Annotated in this window: 12 protein-coding genes; 7 read left to right on the top strand and 5 right to left on the bottom strand. The window is 69.4% G+C overall.

All coding sequences use genetic code 11. The annotated features are described in order from the left end of the window. Nucleotide 1: 1 nt before the first annotated feature. A complete protein-coding gene (gene efeU / locus H5411_RS21065; RefSeq protein WP_101437656.1) occupies nt 2–853 on the bottom strand; it encodes an iron uptake transporter permease EfeU in 852 nt (283 codons plus the stop codon). Nucleotides 854–1,121: 268 nt separating this feature from the next. Between efeU and H5411_RS21060 the strand changes: the two genes are divergently transcribed. Then, nucleotides 1,122–1,922, top strand: coding sequence for a lysozyme family protein (locus tag H5411_RS21060; RefSeq protein ID WP_312878498.1), 801 nt, complete (start codon nt 1,122–1,124; stop codon nt 1,920–1,922). 962 nt (nt 1,923–2,884) lie between these two features. Here H5411_RS21060 and H5411_RS21055 read toward each other — a convergent pair. Next, entirely contained in the window at nt 2,885–3,067 is a 183-nt protein-coding gene (locus H5411_RS21055) for a hypothetical protein (RefSeq protein WP_183124772.1), read from the bottom strand. 206 nt (nt 3,068–3,273) lie between these two features. After that, the gene (locus H5411_RS21050) at nt 3,274–3,678 is read right to left on the bottom strand and encodes a tetratricopeptide repeat protein (RefSeq protein WP_067575623.1); all 405 of its coding nucleotides are present in this window, start codon (nt 3,676–3,678) and stop codon (nt 3,274–3,276) included. Between the two features lie 70 nt (nt 3,679–3,748). Between H5411_RS21050 and H5411_RS21045 the strand changes: the two genes are divergently transcribed. From H5411_RS21045 to H5411_RS21020, 6 genes are all read left to right on the top strand, one after another. After that, complete coding sequence (locus H5411_RS21045) at nt 3,749–4,240, top strand: VOC family protein (RefSeq protein WP_183124771.1); 492 nt, start codon at nt 3,749–3,751, stop codon at nt 4,238–4,240. A gap of 115 nt (nt 4,241–4,355) precedes the next feature. After that, the gene (gene eno, locus H5411_RS21040) at nt 4,356–5,642 is read left to right on the top strand and encodes a phosphopyruvate hydratase (RefSeq protein WP_101437660.1); all 1,287 of its coding nucleotides are present in this window, start codon (nt 4,356–4,358) and stop codon (nt 5,640–5,642) included. Nucleotides 5,643–5,835: 193 nt separating this feature from the next. Beyond that, nucleotides 5,836–6,201, top strand: a complete 366-nt coding sequence (locus H5411_RS21035) for a septum formation initiator family protein (RefSeq protein WP_183124770.1) — start codon at nt 5,836–5,838, stop codon at nt 6,199–6,201. Nucleotides 6,202–6,678: 477 nt separating this feature from the next. Beyond that, nucleotides 6,679–7,200 (top strand): DUF501 domain-containing protein, encoded by a 522-nt coding sequence (locus H5411_RS21030; protein WP_183124805.1) that lies wholly within the window; start codon nt 6,679–6,681, stop codon nt 7,198–7,200. 736 nt (nt 7,201–7,936) lie between these two features. Further along, entirely contained in the window at nt 7,937–9,025 is a 1,089-nt protein-coding gene (locus H5411_RS21025; protein ID WP_312878497.1) for a lytic transglycosylase domain-containing protein, read from the top strand. 55 nt (nt 9,026–9,080) lie between these two features. Further along, nucleotides 9,081–9,968 carry a LysR family transcriptional regulator gene (locus H5411_RS21020; protein WP_183124769.1) on the top strand — a complete coding sequence of 296 codons (888 nt, stop codon included), beginning with the start codon at nt 9,081–9,083 and terminating at the stop codon, nt 9,966–9,968. Nucleotides 9,969–9,970: 2 nt separating this feature from the next. On the opposite strand, the gene H5411_RS21015 is transcribed toward H5411_RS21020, so the two are convergent. Both H5411_RS21015 and H5411_RS21010 read right to left on the bottom strand, forming a co-directional pair. Continuing rightward, the gene (locus H5411_RS21015) at nt 9,971–10,705 is read right to left on the bottom strand and encodes an SDR family oxidoreductase (protein ID WP_183124768.1); all 735 of its coding nucleotides are present in this window, start codon (nt 10,703–10,705) and stop codon (nt 9,971–9,973) included. Continuing rightward, on the bottom strand, nt 10,702–11,445 hold the full coding sequence (locus tag H5411_RS21010) for an oxidoreductase (protein WP_183124767.1): 744 nt from the start codon (nt 11,443–11,445) through the stop codon (nt 10,702–10,704). Before H5411_RS21010 ends, H5411_RS21015 begins: the two co-directional genes overlap by 4 nt. Nucleotides 11,446–11,592: the final 147 nt, after the last annotated feature.

The raw sequence follows: 11,592 nt of genomic DNA, 5'->3' as shown, positions 1-11,592 counted from the left end.
GTCACTCCTTGGCGGCGGCCGGGGCGGCGGGAGCCGTCTCGGTCTTGTTCTTGCGGGCAGGCTTGAGGAACAGCGGCAGCACGATCGCCACGTAGGCGACCCATGCGATCGCTTGCAGCACGGTGGTCTGCTGCGAATAGTTGAAGATCCCCTTGAGCAACGCGCCGTACCAGGAGGTTTCCGGCAGGGCGCTCGACGCGTCGAAGGCGAGCGTGGTCAGTCCGGGAATGAATCCGGCTTCCTGCAGGTCGTGCAGGCCGTAGCCGAGGACACCGGCGGCGACGAACACCAGCAGCACGCCGGTGATCGTGAAGAACTTGGCCAGGTTGAACCGCACCGCGCCGCGGTAGAGCAGGTAGGCGAGCACGATCGCGGCGGCGATCCCGATCACGAACCCGATCAGCGGCTGCAGAGTGTCGGATTGCGCGGTCTGCACGGCTGAGTAGAAGAACACGGCGGTTTCGAGCCCTTCGCGGCCCACCGCGAGGAACGACAGCAGCAGCACCGCCGCCGGACCGACCTTGAGCGCGTCCTCCATCTTGCCGCGCAACTCGGCCGCGATGTGCCGGGAAGCCTTGCGCATCCAGAAGATCATCGCGGTGACGAACACGACCGCGACGATGGAAAGGCTTCCGCCGAGCAGTTCCTGATGCTCGAAACTGAGCTGCGCGGTGCTGTAGGTGAGGATCGCGCCGACGCCGATCGACAGCAGCACGGCCGCGCCGACCCCGGGCCACACGAACCGCAGTGCGTGCCGTCGCTCGGTCTTGACGAGGAAGGCGACCAGGATGCTCACCACAAGCGCGGCTTCGAGACCTTCGCGCAGCCCGATGAGCGCGCTCGAAAACACCACTGTTCGGCCCTCCTTCGACTACCTGACCTGATGTTTTTAGGTAAGGCTTGCCTGTAAGTCCAGAGGGGAGTTCGCTGAACAGGCCCGGCAAAACGGATAAAACGACGCTCTGTCGGGAGTTAGGTTAGGGTAACCGCAGGTCAGAGCGTCGCCAATCGATCACGTAACGAATTGTGTGACCTGGGCGGCTTTGGCTCCGAGTTAACCATCCGCTTGCCATTCGCCCGGTCCAGCGTCCCCCGGGCGGGTTCATCAGTAACCTGTCCGAGTGGCCGATACCACTCAGCCGACCATCACGCCGTCGCCGGCGGGTCCGCCGCGCCGCTACCCGAGCCGCATCGCGTTCGCGCTGGGTCTGGTGCTGACCGGGGTCGTGCTGGTGGTGACCATCGGGATCCACAACCCGAATCCGCCCGCCCCTCCCGCCGCGGCCGCCCCGCCGCCGGTTTCAGCCAAAGCGGAACCGCGCCCGCAACCCGGCGCCGAAGCCCCGCGGGTCGGTTTGGCCGCCCCGCCGGACCGCCCGCTCGTGTCCGACCAAGCGGAACTGGACGCGTGGGCGACCCGAGTCGCCGGAAAGACGCGGCTGGACGCACGAGTGCTCGCCGCGTACGGGCGCGCGGAGATGTGGATGCAGCGGCAGAAACCGTCGTGCCACCTGTCGTGGGCGACGCTCGCGGCGATCGGGACCCTGGCGTTCGGAACGGAAAAACCCGGTCCGGACGGCACCATGACGGTGCAGCCTGGTCCAGCGGAAGGCCCAGACACCGACGCGGGAAAACTCGACGGCGACCGCACCGCGGATCACCGGATCGGTCCGTTGCGGATCATGCCGTCCGCCTGGCACAAACACGCCCAACGAGCAGACAGCGACGGCAAAGCGGCAGACCCCCGCGACCTCGACGACGCGGCGTTCACAGCCGCCCGCTACCTCTGCTCGGGCGACGACGACCTTGGCACCCCAGCGGGCTGGTGGAAAGCGATGCTGGTCTACAACCCAGCGGTGGACTACGTACAGGACGTCTTCACCGCAGCAGACTCCTACGCGGCGGCGAGCGTCGCGCCCTGAGCGGGCTTGGCTGGAATCAGTGACTGATCGGCGGGATGGGCTGACCTGGACGGTTGATCGCGCGGCTTGATCGGCTCGGCCACCGACTGGAACTCGTCCGCTTCGTGGTTGTCGGCGCGGGACGTGGGCCGTTTCTGGTGACGACATGGGCCCGGCTGGGGCGTGACCTCGGGACTGGCTCGGCGTGCGATCGGTGCTGCCGCGTTCGCTCGTACCGGCTGGAGCCGGTCCGGCCGGTGACTGTTCAGCCCGGCACGGCGGCCGGGTTCTGCCGATCGCCACCTTCGGTGGCAGTCCCGGATTCGGCTGGTGAGGATGGGCGTGGCATCGGGCTGGCGCGGCGTGCGGTGGGTGGCACCGCGTTCGCTCGCATCGATTGGGACTGGTCCGGTCGGTGGCAGCTCACCCCTGCCCGGCGGTCGGGTTCTGCTGGTGGCCGCCTCGGGCACCCGACCTGGGCCGGGTTGGTGGGTAGTCGGCCCGGCGACTGTGCTGGCTCGGCAAGCGGTCGGCGGCGCTGCGTCCGCATGCACGGGCTGGAACCGGTTGGCCGGTGGCTGTTCAGCGCGGTGCGACGGCCGGGTCCTGCCGGTGGACGCCTCGGTCGTCCGGCCTGGCCGGGTTGGTGTGGCGACTGTGCTGCCTCGGTCAGCAAGGGCGACGTGGCGATTGCTTGCGCCCGCTGGAACTGGTTTGGCCGGTGGCTGTTCAATCCGGCCCAGCGGCCAGGTTCTGCCGATCGCCACCTTCGGTGGCAGTCCCGGATTCGGCTGGTGAGGCTCGGCGTCGGGTTGGCGGTGGACGGTGGGCGGCGCGGCGTTCGCTCGTACCGGCTGGAGCCGGTCCGGCCGGTGGCAGTTCAACCTTGCCCGGCGGGTCCGGTTCTGCTGATGGCCGACTCGGCCGCCCGGTCTGCGCCTGACCGCTAGCAGATCGGTTTGGTGCTTAAACCGACTCAGCAATCAGTGGCTCGTCACCACGGCGCTCACTCGCACCGGCTTCTGCGGCCGGGCCTCGGTGCGCACCGGCTGCTTGCGCGGCTGGACCGGGTGGCGTTCGTTCAGTTCCACGAGCACTGGCGCCAGCGCCATCAGCACCAGCACGAGCAGCCCGGCGGTCGCTCCGATCACGGTCAGCGCGGTCATGTCGGCCTCCTCTAATCGCTCTCTGTGATGACACCAAGGATCGCGCTTCGCCGGGTCTGCCCGGATCGGCCGACTGGCCGAGCCGGGGCACCGGATGGCCAGGCTTCCCCGCTGCCCTGTTCACTTCAGAAGACGCGCCGGGACCGCGCTGGATCCGGCGGTTGCCCGGGAGTGCTTCTGCGGGTGCATGTTCGGGACACGCGGGCTCAGCGGTCGCTGAGCGTAATCCTCGCCCTGACCTCGCTGATCGCTTCGAGATACTCCGGCACCGGGTTCATCGCCGACGCCATCCGCAGTTGCGCGAGCGCCTCGGCCAAACGGCCGAGGCGCTGGAGGGTGCGTCCGAGCACGAACCGGGCGTAGTGGTCGGTGGGGTCCAGCTCCAGTACGCGGGTGAACGCGCGTTCGGCACGGCGGAGCTGGGCGGAGTGGAAGTACGCGCGCCCGGCGAGTAGTTGCACGCTCGGCTTGTCCTGCTCGTCGGCGAGGAGGGGTTCGAGCTCCTTGAGAGCGTCGAGCGGGCGTCGCCGCGCGACGAGGTGCTCGGCGTTGCGAAACCTGCGGAAGCGCGATTCGCCGTCGGGTTCGGGGGCTGCTGCGGCGTCCGTCATGGTCGCTTCACGATACCGGCGCGGAGGGCGTTGCACGACCGTCAGACGAGTCGTGATGGACTGTGCCGCCATGAGCAGCGATCAGGAACCCGAGTACGTGGGACTGGCGCCGTACCTCTACTACAGCGATGCGACCGCCGCGCTCGCGTGGCTGACCAGGGTGTTCGGCTTCACCGAGGAAGTCCGCTTCGAGGACGGGTCCGGCGAGGTTTTCCAGGCGACGCTCCGCGCGGGCGACGCGCGCCTGCAGCTGGCCGGGGTCGGTCCCGAATACTGGGAAGCCAAGGGGGTCGAGGGGCCGGTCGGGCAGTTGAACGTCGTGTACGTGACCGACGTCGACGCGCAGTACGAGCGCGTGTGCGCGGCGCTCGGTGAGGACGCGGCACCGGAACCGCCGCAGGATCAGCCTTACGGCGCGCGGATTTTCACCGTGGCCGATCCTGGTGGCAACAGCTGGACGTTCTGGCAGCAGGTGACCGACGAGGTCGAGCTGCCGTCGGGGTGGCGCGAGGTCCGGCCGGAGGACCAGGCCGCCGAAGAGACCGGCGAAGTGCCCAGCTGAGCTGGAGAACACGCAGCGGCACGGCCCGGCACCGGCCTGGCCTCCAACGGGTGAACCCGCTGGGCGGTTACTCTGGGCGGCGTCACCGCAGGCACGACCCACCAAGGAGCAGAGCGTGGCTCTCATCGAGCAGGTAGGCGCGCGCGAGATTCTCGATTCGCGCGGGAACCCGACCGTCGAGGTGGAGGTGGCGCTCGACGACGGCACTCTGGCTCGGGCGGCAGTGCCGTCCGGGGCGTCGACCGGCGAACACGAAGCGGTCGAGCTGCGCGACGGGGACACCGGCCGCTACAACGGCAAGGGCGTGGAGCGCGCGGTCGCCGCGGTGCTCGACGAGATCGGCCCGGACCTGGTCGGCGTAGACGCGGTCGACCAGCGGATCGTCGACCAGAAGCTGGTGGACCTCGACGGCACGCCGGCGAAGTCGCGGCTCGGCGCGAACGCCATCCTCGGCGTTTCGCTAGCCGTCGCGAAGGCCGCCGCGGAATCGTCCGAGCTGGAGCTGTTCCGCTACCTGGGCGGGCCGAACGCACACGTGCTGCCGGTGCCGATGCTGAACATCCTCAACGGCGGTGCGCACGCCGACACCGACGTCGACATCCAGGAATTCATGATCGCGCCGATCGGCGCCGAGTCGTTCCGTGAGGCGCTGCGCTGGGGCACCGAGGTGTACCACGCGCTGAAGTCCGTGCTGAAGAGCCGCGGCCTGGCCACCGGCCTCGGCGACGAGGGCGGTTTCGCGCCGAGCCTCGCCAACAACCGCGAGGCGCTCGACCTGATCCTCGCCGCGATCGAGAAGGCCGGCTACGTGCCGGGCCGTGACGTCGCGCTCGCGCTGGACGTCGCCGCGACCGAGTTCTACTCCGACGGCGCCTACACCTTCGAGGGTTCGAAGCGCAGCGCGGAGCAGATGTCCGCGTACTACGGCGAACTGCTGCGCGACTACCCGCTCGTCTCCATCGAGGACCCGCTGAGCGAGGACGACTGGGACGGCTGGGTCCAGCTGACCTCCGAGATCGGCGACAAGGTCCAGCTCGTCGGCGACGACCTGTTCGTCACCAACCCGGACCGTCTCGAGGAGGGCATCACCCGCCGCGCGGCGAACGCGCTGCTGGTGAAGGTCAACCAGATCGGCACGCTGTCGGAGACGCTGGACGCGGTGTCGCTCGCCACGTCGTACGGCTACAAGTCGATGATGAGCCACCGGTCCGGCGAGACCGAGGACACCTTCATCGCCGACCTCGCGGTCGCCACCGGCGTCGGCCAGATCAAGACCGGAGCCCCGGCGCGCGGCGAGCGGATCGCGAAGTACAACCAGCTCCTGCGCATCGAGGAAACCCTCGCGGACGCCGCGCGCTACGCCGGCGACCTCGCCTTCCCGCGGTTCAGCGCGGAGGCCTGAGGGGCACATGGCCGACCGGGGGAGGGCGCGCAGCCGCCGCGGCGGCCGGGCAGCGGGGAGCGAGTCCAGCAGGGCCCGCCGTCCCGCGTCTGCCCGGCGCCGCACCGGCACGGGCACGACGGAGACGACCAGGGCCCGGCTGCGCCGCGGCCTGGCGGCGAAACGCGCCTCCGGTGCGGCCAAGGTGCTCGGCATGTCGACCACCCGGCGGGCCGCCGTGGTGGCGATCGTGGTGTGCGCCCTGGCGTTCACCGTCGCGGTCCCGTTGCGCACCTACCTTTCCCAGCGTTCCGAGGTCCGCGACCAGGAAGCGCAGGTCGCCCAGCTCCAGCAGGAGGTCGCCCAGTTGCGCGACCGCAAAGCCCAGCTGAGCGACCCGGCCCAGATCGAGGCGGAAGCCCGCCGCCGGCTCCGGTACGTGAAGCCGGGCGAGACCCCGTGGATGGTCCAGTTGCCCGAGGACCAGCCCGGTTCGCCGACGGCTGCCCAGCCAGGGCAGCAGCCTGCTCCCCAGGCGCCTTGGTACGAGAACCTGTGGGCACAGGTTTCCGGGGGTTGAGGTCGCTGGCTGGGCGGGCGGGATTGCTGACCGGCCGAGGTTGTGCTGGCTGGCGGGTCTTCTGGCCGGTGGGTTTGCTGGGATCGGCCCGGGCAGAGCGCTGGCTGGCCGAGGCTGGTGCCGCGGGATGCCTGTCGACGGGCGAGATCGACACCTTTGTCGGCGGATGCCGATGATTCTTAGGCCTTAGGCGTACTCCTTTACGTCATCGGATCGGTCGTTCTCGAGGGGCCCCGATCCTGGGGATTTTGAGAGTCGGATGCGGTCGTTCTCCGGCGTTCAGCGGGATTCTGGTTCGGGTGACCTTTCTGTTCGACGGTTTGATTTCGTGGCGAAGCTTCGGCTGCCTTCCACGCTAACCACATCGGAAGGGTGGCGGAGGCGGATGCGGCGAGTTGTCCACACGGTGCGCCGGTTGTGGACAACTCGGCCGTTTCGGCGGAGGTCGCGAGGGGTCGGACGGACGGCGGCATTAGCCTGGAGAGCGTGAACAGCAGCACGGAGACACCCCGATTCGAGCCCGTCACCGATGCCGACCGGGAGGTCATCGCGCAGCAGCTCGGACGGCCGCCGCGGGCCTTGCGGGCGGTGGCCGCGCGGTGCCCCAGCGGGCACCCCTCGGTGGTCCAGACCAGTCCGCGGTTGGAGAACGGGACGCCGTTCCCGACGTTGTATTACCTGACCTGTCCGCGGTTGACGTCGATGGTGGGCACGCTGGAGGCATCCGGCGTGATGAAGGAGATGACCGAACGGCTCACCACCGACCCCGAACTCGCGGCGGCCTACCAGCGCACGCACGAGACGTACCTCGCCGAGCGGGATGCCATCGAATCGCTCGGTACGCAGGTCACCGCGGGCGGGATGCCCGGACGGGTGAAATGCCTGCACGTCCACCTCGCGCACACGCTCGCGGCCGGGCCCGGCGTGAACCCGTTCGGTGACGAGACCCTGGCCTGGGTCCGCGAACAGGGCTGGCCGACGGGCGACTGCGCCGGGTAACGCTCCGCTCCCGGGCACGGATAGGCACCACAGAGGCCGGTGCCCGCCTGGGTGGGAACGCTTCGCGGCGAGCACCGCAGCTTCACACCGAGCAGGCGAGCCCGGGTGCACCGCCGAGCGCGCCGGGGAGGGGCGGAAAGTGCGGGTGCCACGCAGATCTCAGCGGTCGGTGCGCGCTGAGGCGTCTCCTGCCGAGGACGGTCAGGCCGAGCTGGTGGCGGACGGTGCGGATGAGCGGGTTGCCGGTGGTCAGGGCTCGTCTGGCGGTGCGGGCGGTGTTGACGAGGGGATTGCTGGCGCGGGCTCGGCGGGCAGTGCGGCGGGTGCTGGCGGGACCGTCGGTGGGGCCAGTGGCAAGAACGTCTCGGAGACCGGTGGCGAAGCAGTAGGTGAGGCCCGAGCCGATGTCGAAGTCGCTGATGGCGCGACGGTCGAGGGCGATAGCGCGAGCGATGCGGCGAATGGCGAAGAAGTAGCTGGCGATGAAGCCGGTAGCGAGTCAGCGGGCCCTGGCGACGATGGTGAAGGCAGTGAAGTAGCGGGTCAAGGCGATGCGGACGGCCACAGCACCGGTGCCAGTGAAGTAGCCGCGCAAGCAGCCGCGTCGGGAGCAGCGGCGGGCAAGGCAGGGAGAGTCAAGAGAACCTCAGCACTCATCGGGCCCCCGTCGGAGAAGGCTCGGTGGAGTGGCCGCGCACGGGTTAGGGCGAGGCGCGGGCGTTATCGGGCCTGGAGGGTGGCTTCGCGGCATCGGACCGTCGTCGCGGTGCTCGCCGGGGTTCTCGGCGTGCTTCCGGCGACGGTCGGCGCGGGCGTGGTCGTCGGGTGGGTCGGGCGGATGCCGGTGGTGCACACGGCGGACGTCTTGCCTGACCAGGGCTACGACCCGGGTATCCGCGGCGTCGCGGTCGACGGGCGGTTGCCGGAGGCGCCGGCACCGGTTCCGTTGCCTGCGTACGACCTTCCGGACGGACCGCTCGGGATTCCGGCTACCGCGTTGGCCGCGTATCGGCATGCGGCGGACGTTCTGGGGAAAGAGCAGCCGGGGTGTCATGTCGACTGGGCGCTCGTCGCGAGCATCGGGCGGATCGAGTCGAATCACGCGCGGGGCGGGTATGTCGACGCCGCTGGGACGACGCTCCAGCCGATTCTCGGGCCGCAGCTCAACGGGACTCCTCCGTACGCGGCGATTCCGGACACCGATCACGGCGTGCTTGACCAGGATCCGGTGTGGGACCGGGCTGTCGGGCCGTTCCAGTTCATCCCGGCGACCTGGCGAACCTACGCGGCGGACGGCAACGGCGACGGCAAGGCCGATCCCAGCAATCTCTTCGACGCCTCGCTCGCGGCGGCGCGCTACCTCTGCTCCGGCGGGCTCGATCTGGCCAATCCGGACCAGTTGCGGACCGCGATTTACCGCTACAACAACTCCGACGCGTACGTCACCACGGTCATTCTCTGGGCCGAGGCTTACCGCAAGGGGGTCGCCCAGGTGCCGGACAGTCCGGTTCCGGTCGGGGCTCCTGGGCCGACGACCTCCAGTTCCGCGCCGCCGCCAGCGAGTCCGGGGGATCGGCCGCGGACTACAGAGTTGCCGCCGGTCTCTTCTGGTGCTCCGTCGGTGACGCCTACCGCACTGCCTCCGGGAAACAGTCCGCCCGGGACGCCCTCGGGTAGTCCGACCGAAACGCCGACCACCGGGTCCAGCAGTCCGACTTGCGGAACCAGCACCTCGACCACGACAACCACCGCGCCGACATCAACGACGACCTGCACCTCGTCGAGCAGCAACTCCCCGAGCAGCGGGACGCCGACTGCGGGCTGACCAAGAAATTTCTCCGGTAACCTTGCTTACACCATTACAACCCGCAGGGGAGCCGATGAGTCTTCGCCAGTTCGAGTACGCCTTGGCGGTCGCCGAGGCGGGGTCGGTGACCGCTGCGGCTGAGGCGCTTCACGTCGCTCAGCCGTCGGTTTCGCAGCAGATTCGGGGGCTCGAGCGGGAACTCGGCGTGCAGCTCTTCTCCCGCACGCCCACCGGCCTGGTGCCTACCGTCGTGGGGCGAGCGTTTCTCAGGGACGCCGAGGTCGCGGTGCGGGCGGCACGACGGGCGCAGGCGACCGCGAGGGCGGGCGCTGACGAGCTGGCCGGCGAGTTGCTCGTCGCGGCGCAGATGGGATTGGGGACTCGACAATTGCCGGGGGCGTTGGCTGCGTTGCGGCGGAGGTTTCCGCGGTTGGCGGTGACGGTTTTTGAGGAACCGAACCCGGCTGACCTGGAGCAGCTCGCCCGGCGCGGGGTGCTGGATCTCGCGTTGCTTGGCTCATCGTGCGATGAGGGCCTGTACGAGGGGCATCATCTCGGCGACGAGGAGTTCGTGGTCGTCCTCGGCGCCAAACACCGGTTGCTCAAGAAGGACCGGATCGCGTTGCGGGAGCTGGAAGAAGAGCAGTGGATCAGGTTCGATCCGGCCAGTGCGCTCGACGGCTTCCTGACCGAAGTGTTGCGCGACAACGGATTGAAGCCGACCGCGGTCGCACGGGTGTCGCAGACCTCGACGGCGGTGCGGTGGGCCGCGCACGGGCTGGGAGTGACGCTCGTTCCGGCGTCGGCGGTGCCGGACGGGCACGAGCACCTCGTCCGTCCGGTGTTGCCGGTCATGTCCCAGCCCGTCGTCGCGGCCGTTCGGCCCGGGGCGGGGCCCGCGGAGATGGCGTTGCTCGAGTTTCTGCGGCAGGAGGCCTGGTACCAGCCAGTGGCCGCCTAACCTCAGAGCTGCGTGTCGCCTCCGTCTACGACCAGTTCGATGCCAGTGGTGAAGGTGGCGTCGAAGGCCAGGAAGGCGACGGCGCGGGCGATCTCTTCGGGTGTGCCCAGCCGCTTCATCGGGTTCGCCTCGGCGCGCGCTGCCTTGAACTGTGCGGCTTCCTCGCCCGACATCCCGGCTTCCAGGATCTCGGCGTCGATGGGGCCGGGGCTGATCGCGTTGACCCGGATGCCGCGCGGGAGCAGTTCGGCGGCGAGCGTGCGGGCCATCGAACGCAGTGCGGCCTTTCCTGCCGAGTAGACGCTGGTTTCCGGCAGGCCCATGACGTTCGCGGTCGAGGTGGTCAGCACGACGCCCGCCCCGGAACGCAGCAGCGGCGCGAGCTTCTGCACGGTGAAGTACGCGCCCTTGACGTTGACCGCGAACTGCTCGTCGAACTGCTCCTCGGTGACCGACTCGAACGGTGTCGTCCGGGCGATCCCCGCATTGACGAACAGAGCGTCGATCGGGCCGGGTACTTGAGCCGCCAGCGCGTCCAGATCGGAGAGCGACGCCACATCGCCGCGGATGGCTGTCGCCTCGTTGCCCAGCTGGGTTAAAGCCGCGTCGAGACGGGGTTGGGAACGGCCGGTGATGAATACGCGAGCTCCGCCGTCGGCGAACAATTTCGCGGTGGCGAAGCCCATTCCGGTGCTGCCGCCGGTAATGACCGCAGTTTTGCCCTGATACGCGTTCATCGCGGGTATTCGCCTCCGTCGACGGCCAGACCGCTTCCGGTCAGCCAGCTCGCCTGGTCGGACAGCAGGAACAGCACGGCGTTGGCGATGTCGTCCGGCTCGCCGTCGCGGCCCAACGGGACCCCGGGCAGCGCAAAGCCGGGTGACAGGCTCGCCCACTGCTCCCGCGTCGCTACGCCGCCGGGCGTGGCGGTCCGGCCGGGGGACACGGTGTTGACGCGGACGCCGGACGGTGCCAGTTCGGCGGCCAGGCCTCGGCTGTACGCCTCCAGTGCCGTTTTCGCTGCCACGTAGTGCAGGAATGGCGGGAACGGCGGACGGAGCGCGGCGGTGGAGATGTGCACGATCGCGCCCGAGCGGCGGTCCCGCATGCCCGGCACCAGCAGCGCGTCCAGGCGGACCGCAGCCAGGAGGTTCACCGACAGCGCGTCCTGCCATTCGTCGTCCGGGATGGCCAGCGCGCTGGGGTGCGGACGTGCGCCGCCCGCGTTGTGGACCAGCAGGTCTACGCCGCCGAGGACCTCCTCTGCGGCGGAAGCGACCGTCTGGGCGCCTGCCTGGGTGCGGACGTCGGCCTCGACGAAGGACGCTCCCTCCGGCACCGGGCCCGCCGACCGGGCGGTCGTGAGCACAGTCGCGCCGGCGGCCAGCAACCGCGCAGTGATCGCCGCGCCGATTCCGCGGGAACCGCCGGTGACGACCGCGCGCTTTCCCGCTATTCCGTATTCGATCGTGGACATGCCACAGAACCTCTCGATAAAAGGAGAAAAAAACCGCCGCGAAGGGAAATGCGGCGAACACGTCAACCGTAGGCTCGGAAAAGAGGGAAAGGCAAAGACCAAATGTCGGAGAGGGGGCATAGGACTCGCCTATATGCCCGCCTGGCC

Origin of the sequence: Amycolatopsis echigonensis, from assembly GCF_014174495.1 — a bacterium.
Classification (GTDB): Bacteria; Actinomycetota; Actinomycetes; order Mycobacteriales; family Pseudonocardiaceae; genus Amycolatopsis; species Amycolatopsis echigonensis.
This window is presented reverse-complemented; position numbering and strand designations above follow the sequence as displayed.

Coding starts and splice junctions, on each gene's coding strand:
- H5411_RS21020 (WP_183124769.1), top strand. CDS start 9,081: ATGAGTCTTCGCCAGTTCGAGTACGCCTTGGCGGTCGCCGAGGCGGGG.
- H5411_RS21055 (WP_183124772.1), bottom strand. CDS start 3,067: ATGACCGCGCTGACCGTGATCGGAGCGACCGCCGGGCTGCTCGTGCTG.
- H5411_RS21045 (WP_183124771.1), top strand. CDS start 3,749: ATGAGCAGCGATCAGGAACCCGAGTACGTGGGACTGGCGCCGTACCTC.
- H5411_RS21015 (WP_183124768.1), bottom strand. CDS start 10,705: ATGAACGCGTATCAGGGCAAAACTGCGGTCATTACCGGCGGCAGCACC.
- H5411_RS21035 (WP_183124770.1), top strand. CDS start 5,836: ATGTCGACCACCCGGCGGGCCGCCGTGGTGGCGATCGTGGTGTGCGCC.
- H5411_RS21050 (WP_067575623.1), bottom strand. CDS start 3,678: ATGACGGACGCCGCAGCAGCCCCCGAACCCGACGGCGAATCGCGCTTC.
- H5411_RS21010 (WP_183124767.1), bottom strand. CDS start 11,445: ATGTCCACGATCGAATACGGAATAGCGGGAAAGCGCGCGGTCGTCACC.